Origin of the sequence: Tardiphaga sp. 841_E9_N1_2, from assembly GCF_051811065.1 — a bacterium.
GTDB classification, from domain to species: Bacteria; Pseudomonadota; Alphaproteobacteria; order Rhizobiales; family Xanthobacteraceae; genus Tardiphaga; species Tardiphaga robiniae.
Window position 1 is genome coordinate 5,327,613 of record NZ_JBPWQC010000001.1, and the last position, 18,806, is coordinate 5,346,418.

At 61.9% G+C, this 18,806-nt stretch carries 16 protein-coding genes and 1 riboswitch; of the genes, 13 read left to right on the forward strand and 3 right to left on the reverse strand.

Features of this window, described 5'->3' with window-relative positions:
• Nucleotides 1-10: 10 nt before the first annotated feature.
• Nucleotides 11-442, reverse strand: coding sequence for a winged helix-turn-helix transcriptional regulator (locus AB8A50_RS25540; protein ID WP_439079335.1), 432 nt, complete (start codon nucleotides 440-442; stop codon nucleotides 11-13).
• A 156-nt stretch (nucleotides 443-598) separates the two neighbouring features.
• On the opposite strand from AB8A50_RS25540, the gene AB8A50_RS25545 reads away from it, so the two are divergent.
• A complete protein-coding gene (locus AB8A50_RS25545; protein ID WP_175368716.1) occupies nucleotides 599-1,474 on the forward strand; it encodes an alpha/beta fold hydrolase in 876 nt (291 codons plus the stop codon).
• A 20-nt stretch (nucleotides 1,475-1,494) separates the two neighbouring features.
• Complete coding sequence (locus tag AB8A50_RS25550; RefSeq protein WP_439079337.1) at nucleotides 1,495-2,496, forward strand: NADP-dependent oxidoreductase; 1,002 nt, start codon at nucleotides 1,495-1,497, stop codon at nucleotides 2,494-2,496.
• 9 nt (nucleotides 2,497-2,505) lie between these two features.
• Here the strand turns inward: AB8A50_RS25550 and AB8A50_RS25555 are convergent, their stop codons facing one another.
• Nucleotides 2,506-3,516 carry a polyprenyl synthetase family protein gene (locus tag AB8A50_RS25555; RefSeq protein WP_068733162.1) on the reverse strand — a complete coding sequence of 337 codons (1,011 nt, stop codon included), beginning with the start codon at nucleotides 3,514-3,516 and terminating at the stop codon, nucleotides 2,506-2,508.
• Between the two features lie 235 nt (nucleotides 3,517-3,751).
• Between AB8A50_RS25555 and AB8A50_RS25560 the strand changes: the two genes are divergently transcribed.
• The 7 genes from AB8A50_RS25560 (at nucleotide 3,752) to AB8A50_RS25590 (ending at nucleotide 11,121) form a co-directional block, all read left to right on the forward strand.
• Complete coding sequence (locus AB8A50_RS25560) at nucleotides 3,752-3,979, forward strand: putative signal transducing protein (RefSeq protein ID WP_184513424.1); 228 nt, start codon at nucleotides 3,752-3,754, stop codon at nucleotides 3,977-3,979.
• Between the two features lie 4 nt (nucleotides 3,980-3,983).
• On the forward strand, nucleotides 3,984-4,760 hold the full coding sequence (locus tag AB8A50_RS25565; RefSeq protein WP_439079339.1) for a tRNA1(Val) (adenine(37)-N6)-methyltransferase: 777 nt from the start codon (nucleotides 3,984-3,986) through the stop codon (nucleotides 4,758-4,760).
• A gap of 234 nt (nucleotides 4,761-4,994) precedes the next feature.
• Entirely contained in the window at nucleotides 4,995-5,879 is an 885-nt protein-coding gene (locus AB8A50_RS25570; RefSeq protein WP_439079341.1) for a S49 family peptidase, read from the forward strand.
• 108 nt (nucleotides 5,880-5,987) lie between these two features.
• Complete coding sequence (locus tag AB8A50_RS25575) at nucleotides 5,988-6,179, forward strand: hypothetical protein (RefSeq protein ID WP_089262464.1); 192 nt, start codon at nucleotides 5,988-5,990, stop codon at nucleotides 6,177-6,179.
• Nucleotides 6,180-6,587: 408 nt separating this feature from the next.
• Nucleotides 6,588-7,520, forward strand: coding sequence for a glycine--tRNA ligase subunit alpha (locus AB8A50_RS25580; protein ID WP_184513429.1), 933 nt, complete (start codon nucleotides 6,588-6,590; stop codon nucleotides 7,518-7,520).
• On the forward strand, nucleotides 7,520-9,703 hold the full coding sequence (glyS, locus tag AB8A50_RS25585) for a glycine--tRNA ligase subunit beta (RefSeq protein ID WP_439079342.1): 2,184 nt from the start codon (nucleotides 7,520-7,522) through the stop codon (nucleotides 9,701-9,703). Before AB8A50_RS25580 ends, glyS begins: the two co-directional genes overlap by 1 nt.
• Nucleotides 9,704-10,020: 317 nt before the next feature.
• A complete protein-coding gene (locus AB8A50_RS25590) occupies nucleotides 10,021-11,121 on the forward strand; it encodes a hypothetical protein (RefSeq protein ID WP_439079344.1) in 1,101 nt (366 codons plus the stop codon).
• A gap of 266 nt (nucleotides 11,122-11,387) precedes the next feature.
• On the opposite strand, the gene AB8A50_RS25595 is transcribed toward AB8A50_RS25590, so the two are convergent.
• Nucleotides 11,388-11,753: a DUF1236 domain-containing protein gene (locus AB8A50_RS25595; RefSeq protein WP_089263628.1), complete on the reverse strand. Its 366-nt coding sequence runs from the start codon at nucleotides 11,751-11,753 to the stop codon at nucleotides 11,388-11,390.
• A gap of 249 nt (nucleotides 11,754-12,002) precedes the next feature.
• Here AB8A50_RS25595 and AB8A50_RS25600 point away from each other — a divergent pair, with 249 nt between their 5' ends.
• From AB8A50_RS25600 to AB8A50_RS25615, 4 genes are all read left to right on the forward strand, one after another.
• On the forward strand, nucleotides 12,003-12,161 hold the full coding sequence (locus tag AB8A50_RS25600) for a DUF3096 domain-containing protein (RefSeq protein ID WP_089262456.1): 159 nt from the start codon (nucleotides 12,003-12,005) through the stop codon (nucleotides 12,159-12,161).
• Between the two features lie 118 nt (nucleotides 12,162-12,279).
• Nucleotides 12,280-15,252, forward strand: a complete 2,973-nt coding sequence (gene ppdK / locus AB8A50_RS25605) for a pyruvate, phosphate dikinase (protein WP_439079346.1) — start codon at nucleotides 12,280-12,282, stop codon at nucleotides 15,250-15,252.
• A gap of 363 nt (nucleotides 15,253-15,615) precedes the next feature.
• Nucleotides 15,616-17,058 (forward strand): cell wall hydrolase, encoded by a 1,443-nt coding sequence (locus AB8A50_RS25610; RefSeq protein WP_439079348.1) that lies wholly within the window; start codon nucleotides 15,616-15,618, stop codon nucleotides 17,056-17,058.
• A gap of 266 nt (nucleotides 17,059-17,324) precedes the next feature.
• A complete protein-coding gene (locus AB8A50_RS25615; RefSeq protein WP_439079350.1) occupies nucleotides 17,325-18,578 on the forward strand; it encodes an MFS transporter in 1,254 nt (417 codons plus the stop codon).
• Nucleotides 18,579-18,643: 65 nt separating this feature from the next.
• A riboswitch (FMN riboswitch) is annotated at nucleotides 18,644-18,796 on the forward strand.
• The last annotated feature ends 10 nt before the right edge of the window (nucleotides 18,797-18,806 follow it).

Below are 18,806 nucleotides of genomic sequence, written 5' to 3' on the forward strand. Positions count from 1 at the left end.
GCCGCGCGGCTCATTCGATTGCGGCGACGCGAATGGGACGTGTTCCGACCGGAGCGCCGGTCTCGCGGTCGATGGTAACGGGATCGATCTCCGTTCCGGTCTCGGCGTCGAAGAACCGGGTGACGTCGCCCCCGCCGCGATGCTTGCGTCCCCACTCGCCGATCGCAAATAGCACCGGCAGAAAGTCGCGGCCGGCTTCCGTCAGCACATATTCGTCCCGTGGCGGACGCTCGGAATAGCGACGTTTCTCCAGCAGCCCTTCGTCGGTCAGGGCTGAAAGACGGCCCGTCAGCATCGTTGGCGCGATACCGAGGCCTTTGCGGAAATCATCGAAGCGGGTCAGCCCCGCATGGGCGTCGCGCATGATCAGCATGCTCCATGCGTCCCCCACTACCGCAAGGCTTCGGGCAATCAGGCATGGCTGGTCCGAAAGATTCTTCATGTCGGTATCTTTTTAGTAGTGACTTACTATTAATTCGATAGTAACACCGCCTCCAAGGATGTTCCACGATAAAATGAAGGCAGAAGCGATGAGTACAGGAGAGCGCAGCCGTGTCGGGTTGGTGACAGCACAGGTGCTGCGGCAATGGACCAAACAATGACGAGTGCTCCTGGCAACGTTGGATCTGGCGTGCGCTACGTTGAGGCGCCCAATCTCTCCATCAACGTCGGAGGAACTGCCTTTGCCTATCGAGATCTAGGCCCCCGGGGCGGCGTGCCGCTCGTTCTCCTCAATCATTGGGGAGCGGTGCTGGACAATTTCGACCCGCGGATCGTTGACGGCCTCGCCTGCAAACACCGCGTGATCGCGACCAACTATCGGGGCATCGGCGCGTCGGGCGGAACAGCACCTGTGACTATCGACGAAATGGCGCGCGACGCGATTGCCCTGATCCGGGCGCTGGGTTTCGAGAAGGTCGATCTGCTCGGTTTTTCCCTCGGCGGATTTGTGGCGCAGGATGTTGCGCTCAAGGCTCCCGGTCTTGTGCGAAAGCTCATCCTGACTGGCACCGGTCCTGCGGGCGGCAAAGGTATCGATAAGGTCGGAGCGGTGTCCTGGCCGCTCATGATCAAGGGTCTGCTGACGCTACGCGACCCGAAATTGTATCTGTTTTTCACATCTACGGCCAATGGTCGCCAGGCCGCGAAGGCCTTTCTGAAGCGGTTGAAGGAACGCAAGGCGGACAGGGACAAGGGCCCGACTCCTGGCGCCTTCCTGCGGCAACTCAAGGCAATCAAAGCCTGGGGCCGACAGGCGCCTCAGGATCTCGGCCGTATCAAGATCCCCGTCCTGATCGCGAATGGCGACAACGATATCATGGTCCCGACTGTGAACAGCACCGACTTGGCCGAACGCATCCCCGGAGCGCAACTGGTGATCTACGAAGACGCCGGGCATGGCGGGATATTCCAGTACCACGCTGATTTCGTGCCGAAGGCTCTTTCCTTCCTGAGCGATTGGCGCCGCTGCTAACTTGAGATTGGAGAAAGCCCATGAAGGCATTCGTCGTTGATAAGTACAAAAAGAAGGGCGCTCTGCGCCTGGCCAACGTGCCCAAACCGGAAGTGCAGGACACTGATGTTCTGGTCCGGGTTCACGCCACAGCTGTGAACCTGCTGGATTCCAAGCTCCGGGATGGAGAGTTCAAGCTTATTCTTCCCTATCGTCCGCCTTTCATCCTGGGTCACGACGTCGCCGGAACGGTTGTCAGGGCAGGATCCAGAGCCAGCCGGTTCAAGGTGGGCGACGAAGTCTATGCGCGGCCGCGCGATCATCGGGTCGGTACATTCGCCGAATTCATCGCCATCAATGAGGCTGACGTGGCGCTGAAGCCGAAAAATCTCAGCATGACGGAAGCGGCATCCATCCCGCTGGTGGGGCTGACGGCGTGGCAAGCGCTGGTCGAAGTGGGCAAGGTAAAGCCCGGTCAGAAGGTCTTCATTCAGGCCGGCTCCGGTGGTGTCGGGACTTTTGCAATCCAGCTCGCCAAGCATCTCGGCGCTACAGTTGCGACGACAACCAGTGCAAGGAATGCCGAACTGGTCAAAAGTCTCGGGGCGGATGTGGTCATCGACTACAAGACGCAGGACTTCGAGAAGGTCCTGTCGGGCTACGATCTTGTGCTGAATAGTCAGGATCCAAAGACGCTCGATAAATCTCTGGGTGTGCTCAAGCCGGGCGGCCAGCTCATTTCCATTTCCGGTCCGCCCGATCCGGCTTTCGCCAAGGAAGCCGGTCTGAACCTGTTCCTGAAACTGATCATGCGTCTGCTGAGCCGTGGCGTGAGGAAAAAAGCCGAGCGCCTCGGCCTACGCTATTCATTCCTGTTCATGCGCGCGCAGGGGCAGCGGTTGAGTGAGATTACGTCCCTGATCGAAGCCGGCGTGATCCGGCCGGTCGTCGATAAGGTGTTCCCGTTCGAGAACACCGGGGATGCGCTGGCCTATGTCGAGACCAGCCGCGCGAAGGGCAAGGTGGTCATCGCGGTGCAGTGAGGTCTGGCCTTAATGCGTCCGTGCCAGACAGAACGCCACGACCTGCTCCAGTGCAGTCTTCATCGGTGACGACGGAAACAGCGCCAGCGCATCGACGGCCATGGCGCCGTAATGTTGGGCGCGGTTGATCGTGTCTTCCAGTGCGCGGTGCTTGGTCATCAGGCCGATGGCGTGATCGAGGTCGCCTTCGCCGATCTCGCCGCGCTCCAGCGCCTTGATCCAGAATTCGCGCTCGGCGTCGTTGCCGCGGCGGAAGGCGAGCACCACGGGCAGGGTGATCTTGCCCTCGCGGAAATCGTCGCCGACATTCTTGCCGAGCTTGGCGGCCTTGCCGCCGTAGTCAAGCACGTCGTCGATGAGCTGGAAGGCGATGCCGAGATTCATGCCGACCGAACGGCACGCGGTCTGTTCGGCCTTCGGGCGGTTCGCGATCACCGGGCCAACTTCGCAGGCGGCGGCAAAAAGTTCGGCGGTCTTGCCGCGGATGACCGCGAGATATTCGTCTTCGGTGGTGGCGGTGTTCTTGGCGGCGGCGAGCTGCATCACTTCGCCCTCCGCAATGGTGGCGGCAGCCGAGGATAGAATATCGAGCGCGCGCAGCGAGCCGACTTCGACCATCATGCGGAAGGCCTGGCCGAGCAGGAAATCACCGACGAGAACGCTGGCCTCGTTACCCCACAGCATACGCGCGGACAGCTTGCCACGGCGCAGTTCGCTCTGGTCGACCACGTCGTCATGCAGGAGCGTTGCGGTGTGCATGAATTCGACGGAGGCAGCGAGCTTGATATGGCCGTCGCCGGTGTAGCCGGTGAGGTTGGCCATCGCGAGCGTCAGCATCGGGCGCAGCCGCTTGCCGCCCGAGGAGATCAGGTGGTTGGCGACCTCGGGGATCATGGTGACTTCCGAGCCGGTCCGCGACAGGATGGTCGCATTGACGCGCTCCATGTCAGAGGCGACAAGGCTGACCAACTGGTCGATCGACGCTGTCGCGTGACTCTCGAAGGGAACAATCACCGCCACGCTGGGCTCTCCGAATTACAAGGGCGCTTCGTCGGGCCATGAAAAGGCAGGCACTGGCAGCGCTTATATTCAAATAGGGCGAATTCACGTTGAAAACAGGTGTCCCCATCTGCTGAATTGCCGTCGACCGATATCGGGCCGCACAATAGAAACTGCGCAGCGGCGCGGCAAGGGCATCGGAACCTTGACTTCCCCATAGATACACACCCGGTTACTGGCAGGGAGCGACCTCCAATTGCGCGAAATCATGCGGACGAACGATGTGGTGCTGGTCTCGGCGGTGGGCGCGCTGCTCGACGGCGCGAATATCCACCATCTGGTGCTGGACCAGAATATGAGCGTGATCGAAGGATCGCTGGGCATCATTCCGCGCCGGATCCTGGTGCATGAAGACGATGACCTGCAGGCGCGCCGTGTGCTGACCGAAGCCGGGCTGGCCCACGAGCTGCGGGTGCAGGATTAAGCCTATGGCTGACGCGATCGTGACCACGGAGGACGGCTTCCTGGGTGGCCAGTTGCGGCTGCGGCAGCCGAAATCCGGCCATCGGGCCGGCCATGACGCGATCCTGCTGGCTGCTGCAACCTCGGCGCAAGCCGATCACAAGGTCGTCGATTTCGGATCGGGCGTGGGGACGGCCGGTCTGGCGCTCGCCAAGCGGGTGCCCGGCCTATCCCTGACACTGGTTGAGATCGACCCGCAACTTGCTGAACTGGCGAGGGAAAACGCGACGGCGAACTGTATTGCGGCGGATGTCGTGACGCTCGATATCGCTGCGAGCGCCGATGTTTTCGCTGCCGCAGGCCTGCCGCAAGACAGCGCCGACGCGGTGCTGATGAATCCGCCCTTCAACGATCCCGCGCGCCATCGCGCTTCGCCGAACAAGTCGCGCGAGATCGCCCATGTCGCGACGGAAGACACGTTGCAGACATGGATTCACGCGGCGCGGCGGCTGCTCAAATCCGGCGGCGTGCTGACATTGATCTGGCGGGCGGACGGATTGCCCGATGTGCTAGCGGCGCTGGGTCGCGGCTTCGGCAGCGTCGCAATCATGCCGGTGCATGGCGATGCGACGGCGCCGGCGATCAGGGTGTTGGTGCGTGCTGTGAAGGGTGGCCGCGCGCCTGCGGCAATTGAGCCCGGCATCTCGCTGCGGGATGCGGATGGCGCGCCTGATCTCCATATCCAGCGCGTGCTGGCCGGGCAGGCGGTTCTGCCGTGGTCGTCGCTTCGGACATCGCTCTAGGCGATGCCGCAGTCAGCGTACTGTTTATTGAGGAGCTGTTTCGGAACGTTTCTGCGGCGCCGACGTGAAGTGGATCGCCGTGAGCAGCGTACCGATGATCAGCATGAGCAGATAGATTTTCATGTCTTCTCCCGCTGCGGCGTAAAGGCCTGTTATGGTTTTCAAACGCTGAAAGCGTCTCTCGGTTCAATGACAGCAGCGTGATAAAAGTTGGTTAATGTCGAGGAAATTTGAATGAGCGAATCCAATTTAAAAGCGGCGATCACAAGGCTGCTGCCTGCGCGTTTCCGTCGCGCAACTGCAGTCGTGCCGGTGGTGCGTCTGTCCGGAACGATCGGCGCCGTCACGCCGCTGCGTCCGGGATTGTCGCTCGCGGGCGTGGCAAGGCTGCTGGACAAGGCATTCGCGACGAAGAATGCCAAGGCTGTTGCGCTGGTGATCAATTCACCGGGCGGCTCGCCGGTGCAGTCGCGGCAGATCTATCTGCGCATCCGCCAGCTCGCGGCGGAGAAGAAACTACCGGTGTTCGTGTTCGTGGAGGACGTCGCGGCGTCCGGCGGCTACATGATCGCCTGCGCCGGCGATGAAATCTTTGTCGATCCGTCATCGATCGTCGGCTCCATCGGTGTCGTCGGCGGCACCTTCGGTTTTCAGGAATTGATCAAGAAGATCGGTGTCGAGCGGCGTCTCTATACGGCGGGTGAGCACAAGGCGATGCTCGATCCGTTCCTGCCGGAAAATGCCGATGATGTGGCGCGGCTGAAATCGCTTCAGCGCGAAATCCACGCGATCTTCATCAATCTCGTGAAGGAGAGCCGCGGTGCCCGGCTGAAGGGCGCCGAGGACGTGCTGTTCTCCGGAGAATACTGGGCCGGCGAAAAATCCATCGCGCTTGGCCTTAGCGATGCCATTGGCGATCTGCGCTCGGTGCTGCGCGCGCGCTATGGCGACAAGGTGCAGATGCCGGTGATCGCGCAGCCATCCGGCATGTTGTCGGGTCTGCTCGGCCGCAAATCCGGCGCGGGCTCGCAGCTCTCGCTCGACGGATTTTCGGGATTACCGGAGCAGCTGATCTCGGCGCTAGAGACTCGCGCGCTGTGGTCCAAATACGGCTTTTAGCAGGACGGTATTGCGCGGCATTTGGTTGCTTAAAAGCTAATTGCAGGAATCCGGCACTTGCGCGAGACTATCGGCAGGGGGCTTGAGATGAACGACAGGAATCGACACATGCCGCCGCTGGTCGCACTTGCAGGCGCGCTTGGGAGCGCAGCCGTTGTCCGCTGGGCCTACAGAACCGCCAAGCGGATCAATCATGAATTGGAAGAAGCCCGCCAGGCGCGGGTAGCCGAACGCAGCGGGACCACGGAGGTCCCGACCCTGCGCCGCGATCCCGTCACCGGCGCCTATCGGCCGGGCTAGACGCCGCAAACGGGCCCCCAAAACATTTGCGCCGGCCTGAGGACGGGGCACGTCCTCGAGACCGGCGACAAAGTTGGGCTTTCAGGCTTGGAGATCCCTTGGCCCTGGAGATTTGGACAACTTAAGACTTGGAGGTCTTCGGCCCGCGCGACTTGGATCGTTCGAGCCTTTCGCTGGGGTAAGTCCCGATGACCCGGTTCGTTCCCACCGATGCGATTCAGGATAGTGCGCGGGACCTTAACGACTAGCCCTGCTGATCAGGCGATGTGCCGGCGCGGTTACCCGTCGGTTACCGCCAAATCGGGCCGCATTGCCTTGATTCCGGATGGCCGCGCCGATACGGTCCGCGCGCTTTGATCCGCCTTGATCCCCTTGGCGAATCCCCGGAAAAACGGCCCAGAAACCACCATGGACTCCCTGCCTCCGCACATGCGCCCGGAACGTTCGTTCCAGGGCTTCATTCTCGCTCTGCAGCGGTTTTGGGCCGAGCAGGGCTGCGTGATCCTGCAGCCCTACGACATGGAAATGGGCGCCGGCACCTTCCATCCCGCGACGACCTTGCGGGCGCTGGGGCCGAAGCCCTGGAAGGCCGCCTACGTGCAGCCATCACGCCGGCCGAAGGATGGCCGTTATGGCGAGAACCCGAACCGGCTGCAGCACTATTACCAGTTCCAGGTGATCATGAAGCCATCGCCGGCGAACCTGCAGGATCTATATCTGCAGTCGCTGAAAGCCATCGGCATCGACACGGCGCTGCATGACGTGCGCTTCGTCGAGGACGACTGGGAAAGCCCGACTTTGGGCGCCTGGGGCCTTGGCTGGGAATGCTGGTGCGACGGCATGGAAGTCAGCCAGTTCACCTACTTCCAGCAGGTCGCGGGCGTCGAATGCGCGCCGGTGGCGGGCGAACTCACTTACGGTCTCGAACGTCTTGCGATGTATGTGCAGGGCGTCGACCGCGTTTACGATCTCAACTTCAATGGCCGCGACGGCGCCGACAAGGTGACCTATGGCGACGTCTTCCTGCAGGCGGAGCAGGAATATTCCCGGCACAATTTCGAACATGCCGATACCGCGATGCTGTTCGAGCAGTTCAAGATGGCCGAGGCCGCCTGCCGCAAATATCTCGACGCCGGCTGGAAGAGCGACAAGCGCGAAGAACATCTGATGGCGCTGCCGGCCTATGACCAGTGCATCAAGGCCAGCCATGTTTTCAATCTGCTCGATGCGCGCGGCGTGATCTCGGTCACTGAGCGCCAGAGCTACATCATGCGCGTCCGCGAACTCGCCAAGGCCTGCGGCGAAGCGTGGGTGCATACCGAAGCCGGAAGTGCTGCCTGATGCCTGATCTTCTCCTCGAACTGTTCTCCGAAGAAATCCCCGCCCGCATGCAGGCCAAGGCGGCGGAAGATCTGCGCCGCATTGTGACCGATAGGCTGGTCGCCGAAGGTCTCGTTTATGAAGGCGCGAAGGCTTTTGCGACGCCGCGTCGCCTGACGCTGACGGTGCATGGCATTCCCGCACGCCAGTCGGACCTCAAGCAGGAGCGCAAGGGACCTCGCGTTGGCGGCGCCGAAGCCGCGATCCAGGGGTTTCTGAAAGCCACCGGCCTCGCTTCGCTGGATGAAGCCAAGATCCAGCGCGATCCCAAGGGCGATTTCTACATCGCGCTGACGGAAAAGCCGGGCAAGCCGACGGTCGATGTGCTGGCCGAGATTCTGCCGATCATCATCCGCACCTTCCCGTGGCCGAAGCAGATGCGCTGGGGCGCGGCTTCCGCGAAATCCAGCGCGCTGACCTGGGTGCGTCCGCTGCATTCCATCGTCGCCACCTTCGGCATCGAGACCGAAGAACCGGAAGTCGTGCAGTTCGACCTGAGCGGCGTGAGTGTCGGTCAGACCACCTACGGTCATCGCTTCCTCGCTCCCGACGCGATCCAGGTGCGCCGCTTCGACGACTATGTGGCGAAGCTGCAGGCCGCGAAAGTCGTGCTCGATCCCGAGCGCCGCAAGGAAATCATCCTCGCCGATGCGCGGCAGCTCACGTTCGCGCAGGGGTATGAGCTGGTCGAAGACCCCGCACTGCTCGACGAAGTCGCGGGCCTCGTCGAATGGCCCGTGGTGCTGATGGGCTCGTTCGACAAGGAATTCCTGTCGATCCCGGACGAGGTGATCCGCGCCACCATTCGCGCCAACCAGAAATGTTTTGTGGTCCGCGATCCCAAGACGCAGAAGCTGACCAACAAGTTCGTCATAACAGCCAATATCGAAGCCAGCGACGGCGGCACGGCGATCGTTGCCGGCAACGAGCGCGTGATCCGCGCGCGCCTGTCGGATGCGAAGTTCTTCTACGAGACGGATCTCAAGACGAAGCTCGAAGACCGGCTGCCGAAATTCGAGCAGATCGTGTTTCACGAGAAGCTCGGCACACAGGCCGCGCGTATCGCGCGCATTGAAAAGCTCGCTGCCGAGATCGCCCCGCTGGTCGGCGCCGATGCTGCGAAGACCGCGCGTGCCGCGCAACTGGCGAAGACCGACCTGCTCACCGAAGTGGTCGGCGAATTCCCCGAGCTACAGGGCCTGATGGGCAAGTACTATGCCTTGGCGCAAGGCGAGGACGCCGCTGTCGCTGCCGCGAGTGAGGATCACTACAAGCCGCAGGGTCCGACCGATCGCGTGCCGAGTGATCTCGTCAGCGTCGCCGTGGCGCTGGCCGACAAGCTCGATACGCTGGTGGGTTTCTGGGCGATCGACGAAAAGCCGACGGGATCGAAGGACCCGTTCGCGCTGCGCCGTGCGGCGTTGGGCGTGATTCGGTTGCTAATAGAAAATAAAGTTCAGCTAAACTTGGTTCCTGTTTTTGATCGTCACTCGATGGCGATCGATGAAACTAAGATGATCATTGGGCAGGAAAAAGCAAAAACGTCGAGTGGCTTCTCTATCATCGCAAATGCCCACACGACTGTGTTGTGGAATGATCGACAAGTACGAACAAACAGTGTCGATCTTCTCGCCTTCTTCGCCGACCGCCTCAAAGGCCAGCTCCGCGACCAAGGCGCCCGTCACGATCTCGTGGATGCGGTGTTCGCGCTCGGCGGTCAGGACGATCTTCTGATGGTGGTCCGCCGCGTCGAAGCGCTCGGCAAGTTTCTCGACAGCGACGACGGCAAGAACCTGTTGGCCGGCACCAAGCGCGCCAACAACATTCTCGCGATCGAGGAGAAGAAGGACAAGCGCAAGTTCGACGGCGCGCCGGATGCTGCGTTGTTCAAGCTCGATGAAGAAAAGGCATTGGCCAGGGCAATTGCCGAGGTCGGTCCGGAAGCGAGCGCGGCTGTTGCCAAGGAAGACTTCGCCGGCGCGATGACCGCCATGGCCAAGCTGCGGCCGGCGGTGGATGCGTTCTTCGACAAGGTGAAGGTCAATGACGACGACGCGGCGGTCCGCGAAAATCGTCTGAAGCTGCTGAACGAGATCCGTGCGGCGACGCGTGCGGTGGCGGATTTCTCGAAGATCCAAGATTGACGAGTGGGGCGCCTGCGGGCGCCCACTCGTCATCCCGGGGTGGGCCGCAGCGGCGAAGCCGCGGAGGTCAGAACCCGGGATCCCGAAGTGTTTTCACCATGTCGAGATTCCGGGTTCGCGTGCGCGAAGATGCGCCCGCGCCCCGGAATGACGAACTCGGGGCGGATTGCTTCGCTGAGACGCGCAGTCCGCACGATATTTCCAGCAATCTCCCGAAACATTTACCTTACATTAACCATCCCTTGAAATGGTCCGGTTCCGTAACGGTTTCTTAACCGTCGCTTCCCAGCGCGGGCAGGACTGCCCAAGGATCGCCCATGACCTCGGTCAATACCGGCCTCAATCCCTATGCCAATTACGGCTCCGCCTATGCGCGTGCCGCCGCCACCGCCCAGCCATCGCTGGCCAATGCGCTCAACAGCAATGAGAGCGCATCGTCGTCCTCGTCCGATGCGGCGACCAATCTGACGCTGTCGGAGGCGGCGCGGGCGAAGCTGGCGAGCTCCGGCTCCGACAAGGACATCGCGACCGTCGTCACGGATCTCAGGGCGAAGCTGGCGGCCCAATATGTGGCCGCGAAAGCGACGGGTCCGCTGGACAAGGACGGCAAGCTGACCATCGATCTCTCCACACTGGATCGCCGTTCCCTCTACGCCATGGCCACCAACAATGGCGGCACCTTCACCGCCGACGAGCAGAAGGTCGCCCAGGCCGAACTGGGCAATCGCTTCAATGCGGCGCTGGCGCCTGCTGCAGGCACGGCCAAGCTCACCGGCGATTTCAGCGGCATCTACAAGGCGGCGCTGGATTATCTCGATGCCGCGGGCAGCGAAGAGAAAGCCTCGGCGGCCTGGTCCGCGCAGCGCGAGGCCGTGCTGAAGGGCATTCAGGCGACCGAGCAGACACCGACCAAGGCGCCATCAGGCATCGCCAACGATCCGGTCGCAGCCTATCTCGCGCAGCCCGATACAACGACGCCCGTGCAGGACATCGCCACCGTTGCGAAGAGCGTGCGTGCGGCGCTGGATGCGCAGGCCAAGGCGGCGAAAGAGGCGGGCAAGGGCGAACTCGTTTATGACAGCCGCCGCAAGACCGGCCAGCTCGCGGATTTCTCCGCCGTCGACAATCGTTCGCTCTCGGCGATCTCGCTCAATCAGGATGGTCTGTTCTCGAAGGAAGAGAGCTTTGCCGCCAAACAGGTGCTCGATTCACGCAATCGCACCAGCATTCTCGAGGCGTTGCAGGCAAGCCAGAAGAGCGGCGATCCCAGCCAGTTCAGCCTCGGCATTCTCAATACCTATTCGGCGATGAGCGATGAGGAGCGGACCGCCTCCAACTGGACGCCGAGTTTCCGCGACAATGCAGTGGCGAGCTACAAGTCGACGAACCATATTCTGTCGCTGCTGAAGAGCGGATAAGCATCGATACAGGAAGGTGCTGCAACACTCCGTCCTCATCCTGAGGAGCGGCATCTTCGCCGCGTCTCGAAGGATGGCTGCAAACGCCGGCGCTCACCCATTCATGGTTCGAGACGCGCGAAGTCGCGCTCCTCACCATGAGGTGGAGCTTGTGGCGTCATGCGCAAACAAAAAAAGCCCCGCTCGGTGGGGGATGACCGGGGCGGGGCTTCTTCGCCCGGTCGCCATTCGCGGCGCCCGAACGAATCTTCTTTCAACGTGACGTGCTAGTCGACGACCTGCACGATGCGGCGCGAGCGCGGCTCCACCAGCACCGTCTGACCATTCACCACCGTGTAGCGATACGGCGTCGTCGCAACCGTCTGCGGCACGTCGTAATAGGTCACGCCGGCTTCTGGCAGCGTGGTGCCGACGACGATGCGATCGGGCACGGTGAAGGTCGGCACGCGTTCGCGCACCACATACTCACGGAATGCCGGACGCTCCTGCACGGTGATGCCATCGGGATCGTTGTTGTCGACGATGACGCGATCGCCGCCCGATACACCGACGGTGACGCCCTGAGCCTGCACGGCCAGCGGAGTGCTGAGCGCGCCGACAAGGGCCGCTGCTGCAATAAGTTTGTTTCGCATGATCGTCTCCTTCGTGAACGATGTCCGGCTTGCCGCGCCGGTCTGTGCCATCCAGCCTGGTTTGATTTATTCACCGTCGGCCAATGCATGCCGCCAGCGATCGTTCCGGAATTTTCCCCGCGCAATTGCTGGTTTTTGATGCACTGCATGCAGGTATGCGGGAACCCATTGATGGGCAGGACGTCTTTATGCTGCTAAATCCCCGCGGCGCATCGCACCCGAATCGATTCCCTCACGGAGACACTTCTCATGGTCATCACGGCAGCTCACATCCAGCCGATTGTCGCGCTTATCGCTGGCGTTCTGATTTTGATCATGCCGCGGTTTCTCAATCTGGTGGTGGCGATCTATCTGATCTTCGTCGGACTGGCCGGACTCGGCGTCTTCAGGATGTTGAAAATCGGCTAAATTTCGACACGGCCGTTACCTACAGCGGTACCTCCGGGCTGCTTGCGCCACGTCCCTGAAACGTGGTGTAACGCGGCACATTTCCCTGTCGTTTCCTCTCGCGGATTGATTGAGAACCATGGCCAAAACCGCCTCGAAGTCCAAGAAAGCCCCTGCGAAGTCAAAGTTGTCCAAGGCTGCGCCCAAAGTAGCTTCGGTGGCCCGCAAGGCGCTTAAGAAGTCAGCTGCAAAACCTGCAGCAAAATCCGCGGCGAAGGCCAAAACGGCTGTGAAAGCAAAGGTTGCTCCGAAGCCTGTTGCAAAGGCTCCCGCATCCAAGAAGGCGGTTGTGGCCAAATCTTCTACAGCCAAGACTTCGGCGACCAAGGCCGTCAAGAAGGCCACCAGCAAGCCGATGACCGACGTCATCAAGGCCGGCAAGTGGGTTTATTCGTTCGGCGGCGGCAAGGCCGAGGGCAAGGCTGGCCTGCGCGACCTGCTCGGCGGCAAGGGCGCGAACCTCGCCGAAATGGCCAATCTGGGCCTGCCGGTGCCTCCCGGCTTCACCATTCCGACCTCGGTCTGCACCTATTTCTACGCGAACGGCAAATCCTATCCGAAGGAATTGCAGTCGCAGGTGGAGAAGGCGCTCGAGGCCGTCGGCAAGATCACCGGCAAGGGCTTTGGCGACGAGAAAAACCCGCTGCTGGTTTCGGTGCGCTCCGGCGCCCGCGCCTCGATGCCGGGCATGATGGATACGGTCCTCAATCTCGGTCTCAACGACACCACGGTGGAAGCGCTGGCCGAACTGTCGGGCGACAAGCGCTTCGCCTATGACAGCTATCGCCGCTTCATCACCATGTATTCCGACGTGGTGCTCGGCTTCGAGCATCATCACTTCGAAGACATTCTCGACACCTACAAGGACAACAAGGGCTACACACTCGACACCGATCTCGATGGTGACGACTGGGTCAAGCTTGTCGGCCAGTACAAGGAAGCCGTCGCGCGCGAAACGGGGAAGGACTTCCCGCAGGATCCGCACGAGCAGCTCTGGGGCGCCGTCGGCGCCGTGTTCTCATCCTGGATGAATACCCGCGCGGTGACCTATCGCCGCCTGCACGATATCCCGGAGTCGTGGGGCACCGCCGTCAGCGTGCAGGCCATGGTGTTCGGCAATATGGGCGAGACCTCGGCCACCGGCGTTGCGTTCACGCGCAACCCGTCGACCGGCGAGAGCAAGCTGTATGGCGAATTCCTGATCAACGCGCAGGGTGAAGACGTGGTGGCGGGCATCCGCACGCCGCAGGACATCACCGAAGACGCGCGGATCGAGAGCGGTTCGGACAAGGCGTCGATGGAAGCGGCGATGCCGGAGGCGTTCAAGGAATTGACGCGCATCTACACCCAGCTCGAGAAGCACTACCGCGACATGCAGGACATGGAGTTCACGGTCGAGCAGGGCCGGCTCTGGATGCTGCAGACCCGCAACGGCAAGCGTACTGCCAAGGCGTCGATCCGCATCGCGGTCGAACTCGCCAATGAAGGCGTGATCTCGCAGAAGGATGCGGTATCGCGCATCGATCCGGCGTCGCTGGATCAGCTCCTGCATCCGACCATCGATCCATCAGCCAATCGCGACGTCATCGCCACCGGCCTTCCGGCATCGCCGGGCGCCGCATCGGGCGAGATCGTGTTCTCGTCGGACGAAGCCGCCAAGCTGCAGGCCGACGGCAAGAAGGTTATTCTTGTTCGCGTCGAAACCTCGCCGGAAGACATTCACGGCATGCACGCTGCCGAAGGCATTCTTACCACCCGCGGCGGCATGACCTCGCATGCGGCGGTGGTCGCGCGCGGCATGGGCAAGCCCTGCGTCTCCGGCTGTGGCACCGTCCGCGTCGACTACGGCCGCGGCACCATGAGCATCGGCGGTCGTGTGTTCAAGGCAGGCGACGTCATCACCATCGACGGTTCGGTTGGCCATGTGCTGTCCGGCCGCATGCCGATGATCGAGCCGGAATTGTCGGGCGAGTTCGCAACGCTGATGGGCTGGGCCGACAAGGTCCGCAAGCTCAAGGTCCGCGTCAATGGCGACACGCCGGAAGATGCCCGCACCGCCATCAAGTACGGCGCGGAAGGCATCGGCCTGTGCCGCACCGAGCACATGTTCTTCGAAGAGACCCGCATTCGCACCGTGCGCGAGATGATCCTCGCCGAAGACGAGCAGGCCCGCCGCGCCGCGCTTGCCAAGCTGCTGCCGATGCAGCGTGCCGACTTCGTCGAACTGTTCGAAATCATGAAGGGCCTGCCGGTTACCATCCGTCTGCTCGATCCGCCGCTGCACGAATTCCTGCCGCACACCCAGGGTGAAGTCGAGGAAGTGGCGCGTGTCATGGGCACCGATCCGCGCAAGCTTGCGGACCGTGCGCGTGATCTCGCCGAGTTCAACCCGATGCTCGGCTTCCGCGGCGTACGCATCGCGATCGCCTATCCGGAAATCGCCGAGATGCAGGCGCGTGCGCTGTTCGAAGCCGCGATCGAAGCGGGCAAGCGCACTGGCGAACAGGTCGGCCTCGAAGTCATGGTGCCGCTGATCGTCACCAAGATGGAGTTCGATCTCATCAAGGCGCGCATCGATGCCACTGCGGTGTCGGTGATGAAGGAGACCGGCGGCAAGCTGAACTATTCGGTCGGTACCATGATCGAACTGCCGCGTGCCTGTCTGCTGGCTGGCGAGATTGCCGAGACCGCCGAGTTCTTCTCGTTCGGTACCAACGATCTCACGCAGACGACATTCGGCATCAGCCGTGACGACGCCGCGAGCTTCCTCGGTACTTATATCGCCAAGGGCATTCTGCCCGTCGATCCGTTCATCACGGTCGACCGCAGCGGCGTCGGCGAACTCGTGAAGATTGGCGTCGCGCGTGGCCGCAAGACTCGTCCTGATATCAAGGTTGGTATCTGCGGTGAGCACGGCGGTGATCCGGCATCGGTAGCCTTCTGCCATGAGATCGGCCTCGACTACGTGTCGTGCTCACCCTATCGCGTGCCGATCGCGCGTCTCGCTGCCGCACAGGCTGCGCTCGGCAAGGAAATTTCCAGCCAGGCGTAAGTGCTTCGCTGATTTCATGATCTGAAAAATGGCCGGGGAGTTCCCCGGCCATTTTTATTGCGTGCCTCATGCCGTGTTTGTTCGTGCGTCGGAATGGAACTCGCAAACATTTTCACGCGCGTGCAAATTTCTCTTCATCATCTTTGTCAACGCGATGTTTACTACTTTTGTGGAGCCGCCGTTTACCAAGGCTTTCGAATGATTTCGCACTGCGCTCGTGCAGCTTGCGTGTGGCGTCGTTGCATCGCCGATTAACTCCGCGGCAACTTTGATTCCGTACTAACGAAATAGATCGAAATGTACGGATGTGCAGATTAGTGCCGTGCAGGGCGATGCTGGTGTAAGCGTTGCGTGAGCGTATCGATGTTAGTACTGCGTAACCGGCCGAAGGGCGCGCGTGGCGCGTTCTTCGGCTTCGGTCTCTGCGTTTTCGCATTGGCCCCGACAGAATCTGGCTATCAGGACATCGCCTCGCTGCTGGCTCGCCAGCCGGGCGTGACCGAACGCTGGCAGAAGCGCGTGTTCGCGCCCGCCGTCTCCTCCATCCAGGTTGCGACATTCTCGTTCGGCCGCCCGATGGGCACGGCCTCGCGCAATCCGACCTTGCAGCTCGCCAGCCTCGACAATTCCGGCATCGCCGCCAGCGGAGCGCTGACTGACATCACCGGTGCACTGACCCGCAATCCGCTGGCGCAGCCGCCCCGCCGCTATGAAGCTGCAGATTTTCCAAAAGTGGATCGCTCGCTGAAGGGCGATCGCCTGGCCATCCGCGCGCCGGAGACCGTGGTGCCTGATGAGCCAGCCAGACAGGATTCATTCGACGACAACAGATCGGTGATGGGCGCGAAGACCGTCGATGCGCTGCCATCCGTGCAGCATGCCCCGCTCGATCCCGAACTCGATGAAGCGCTGCGTGCCCCGCCGCTTGCTCAATACGACGCATCGCAGTCCGTGCAGCCCACCGAGGACGCCAAGACCGATGCAGCGGTGATCCCGGTTGAGCCGGCGCCGGCCAAGGACGGCTTCTCGGTGAAGACCGCGAGCCTGTTTTTCGGAAGTTCGTCGCTTGGCGCATCGGTCGAGACAATGGAACGCTGGCAGCCCGGCGAAGAGCCGACCATCGTAATGCCAGGCACAGCCGTGCCAGGCATTGCTATGCCGGGCTCAAGCCTCGACCCGGACATGAAGGCTACGGCGCTGGTGCCGAATGCGGCGATTAACCCGACCGACGGCGGCGAAAGCGTTGCCGGCAAGGGCGAGGTCAACAGCGCCAATCAGCGTGCGAAGACGCCGGCCGAACGTATGGGTCTCACCGAGCAGACCCGCGGCAAGCAGGAAAAGTGTCTGACGGAAGCCATCTATTTTGAGGCCCGCGGCGAGGCGGTACGTGGCCAGATGGCAGTGGCGCAGGTGGTGATGAACCGCGTGTTCTCCGGCTTCTATCCGACAACCGTCTGCGGCGTCGTCTATCAGAACAAGCATCGCCGCCTCGCATGCCAGTTCACCTTCGCCTGCGACGGCATTCCGGATGTCGTGAAAGAGCCCGACATGTGGGAACGCGCCCGCAAGATCGCGAAGGCGACGCTGGATGGCCGGATCTGGCTGCCGGAAGTCGCGAAGTCCACGCATTACCATGCCTATTGGGTGCACCCGTCCTGGGTCCGCGAGATGAAGAAGATGTACAAGACCGGTGTGCACTCCTTCTATCGCCCACGTAACTGGGGCGACGGCAGCGAAGCGCCGAGCTGGGGCACGGCGGCGCAGACGGCGGAAATCTCCGCCAAGCTCTCCGAAATCAAGCCGTAACAGCCACGACTTTACCTCCGAGCCTACCAAGAGCGATGCCATGCCCGGCATCGCTCTTTCCATTCCGGATTCCGCAGAATGTCATCCCGACCCTGGGCCGGGATGACGTCCGCGTGGCCATGCATCCCAGCAATGCATCCCCCGAAATCCCCATCAACGCCATTGGGATTTCCATGCGAATGCATTAATCTCCCGTCCAATCCGGACCGGGCCTGCGCTCTTGGGCCGGCTGAATTTTCAATCCGAATTTGATCCGGGGAAACGACATGGCGGCAATCGACGGCGCGACGCGCCCGGCATCTGGTTTGGGCTGGCGTACCCCGCTGGTGATCATCATCTGCGGATCGCTGATCGGCATGCTGACCTTCGGGCCGCGTTCCAGCGTCGGCTTCTTCATGCAGCCTTTCAGCCAGGAGTTCGGCTGGGGTCGTGACGTTTTCGCGCTCGCCTTCGCCGTGCAAAACCTGCTCTGGGGCATCGGCCAGCCTTTCGCCGGCGCCGTCGCCGACAAGTTCGGCAGCGTGCGCGTGATCTGCCTCGGCGCTTTCCTCTATGCGGCTGGTTTGCTGATGATGCGCTATTCCTCGACCCCGCTCGAGCTGAATATCAGCGCTGGACTGCTGATCGGCTTTGGCCTGTCGGGTTGCTCGTTCAATCTGGTGCTGTCCGCCTTCGGCAAACTGGTGCCGCCGGAATGGCGCGGCATCGCGCTCGGCGCCGGCACCGCCGCAGGCTCGTTCGGCCAGTTCATCTTTGCGCCTTTCACAGTGGCGATGATCGACAACACCGGCTGGCAGGCGACGCTCACCGTGTTCGCGGTGCTGATGTTGCTGGTGATCCCGTTGTCGCTCGCCTTGGCGACTCCGACCGCGAGTGCCGCGTCCGCCGACGCGCCGGTGGCGCAGAAGCAGTCGTTCAAGAGCGCACTCACGGAAGCCTTCGGCCATCGCTCCTATGTGCTGCTGGTGCTCGGCTTCTTCACCTGCGGCTTCCAACTCGCTTTCATCACCATGCATCTGCCGGCCTATCTGGTCGATCGCGGCTTGCCGGCGGCTGTGGGCGGCTGGGTGATTGCCATTATCGGCCTGTTCAACATCATCGGCTCGCTGACGGTCGGCTATGTGCAGGGCAAACTGCCGAAGCGCTATATCCTGTCCTTCATCTATTTCACCCGCGCGCTGGCGACGGTGGCCTTCATCATGCTGCCGCTGACCACCACCTCGGCGCTGGTGTTCGGCGCCATCAGCGGGCTTGCCTGGCTCTCCACCGTGCCACCGACATCGAGCCTGGTGTCGCTGATGTTCGGCACGCGCTGGCTGGCAACGCTGTATGGCTTTGCCTTCTTCAGCCATCAGGTCGGTGGCTTCCTCGGCGCGTGGCTGGGCGGTGTCGTGTTCGACAAGTTCGGCTCCTACACGCCGGTGTGGTGGCTATCGGTGCTGTTCGGCGTGCTGTCGGCGCTGATCAACCTGCCGATCGTAGAAGAGCCGGTGAAGCGTCCGATTGCACAGCCGGCATGAGCCTGTTGTTGACTCGCTGATCTCCAGCGATAAAAATTGATCTTGGCCGTCCCAGTCGGGGCGGCCTTCGTTCTCAGGGCGGGGTGAAAATCCCCACCGGCGGTAATCGGGCGCAAGCCCGGAAGCCCGCGAGCGCCTGACGGGTTACACCGTCAGGGTCAGCAGATCCGGTGCAATGCCGGAGCCGACGGTCATAGTCCGGATGAAAGAGAACGGGTATGCGCAGGG

What these genes read in the sequence shown, in the direction of transcription:
- AB8A50_RS25570 (WP_439079341.1), top strand. Translation starts at nt 4,995, where the DNA reads ATGAGCGAATCCAATTTAAAAGCGGCGATCACAAGGCTGCTGCCTGCG.
- AB8A50_RS25590 (WP_439079344.1), top strand. Translation starts at nt 10,021, where the DNA reads ATGACCTCGGTCAATACCGGCCTCAATCCCTATGCCAATTACGGCTCC.
- AB8A50_RS25575 (WP_089262464.1), top strand. Translation starts at nt 5,988, where the DNA reads ATGCCGCCGCTGGTCGCACTTGCAGGCGCGCTTGGGAGCGCAGCCGTT.
- glyS (WP_439079342.1), top strand. Translation starts at nt 7,520, where the DNA reads ATGCCTGATCTTCTCCTCGAACTGTTCTCCGAAGAAATCCCCGCCCGC.
- AB8A50_RS25615 (WP_439079350.1), top strand. Translation starts at nt 17,325, where the DNA reads ATGGCGGCAATCGACGGCGCGACGCGCCCGGCATCTGGTTTGGGCTGG.
- AB8A50_RS25540 (WP_439079335.1), bottom strand. Translation starts at nt 442, where the DNA reads ATGAAGAATCTTTCGGACCAGCCATGCCTGATTGCCCGAAGCCTTGCG.
- AB8A50_RS25565 (WP_439079339.1), top strand. Translation starts at nt 3,984, where the DNA reads ATGGCTGACGCGATCGTGACCACGGAGGACGGCTTCCTGGGTGGCCAG.
- AB8A50_RS25545 (WP_175368716.1), top strand. Translation starts at nt 599, where the DNA reads ATGACGAGTGCTCCTGGCAACGTTGGATCTGGCGTGCGCTACGTTGAG.
- AB8A50_RS25595 (WP_089263628.1), bottom strand. Translation starts at nt 11,753, where the DNA reads ATGCGAAACAAACTTATTGCAGCAGCGGCCCTTGTCGGCGCGCTCAGC.
- ppdK (WP_439079346.1), top strand. Translation starts at nt 12,280, where the DNA reads ATGGCCAAAACCGCCTCGAAGTCCAAGAAAGCCCCTGCGAAGTCAAAG.
- AB8A50_RS25550 (WP_439079337.1), top strand. Translation starts at nt 1,495, where the DNA reads ATGAAGGCATTCGTCGTTGATAAGTACAAAAAGAAGGGCGCTCTGCGC.
- AB8A50_RS25600 (WP_089262456.1), top strand. Translation starts at nt 12,003, where the DNA reads ATGGTCATCACGGCAGCTCACATCCAGCCGATTGTCGCGCTTATCGCT.
- AB8A50_RS25610 (WP_439079348.1), top strand. Translation starts at nt 15,616, where the DNA reads ATGTTAGTACTGCGTAACCGGCCGAAGGGCGCGCGTGGCGCGTTCTTC.
- AB8A50_RS25580 (WP_184513429.1), top strand. Translation starts at nt 6,588, where the DNA reads ATGGACTCCCTGCCTCCGCACATGCGCCCGGAACGTTCGTTCCAGGGC.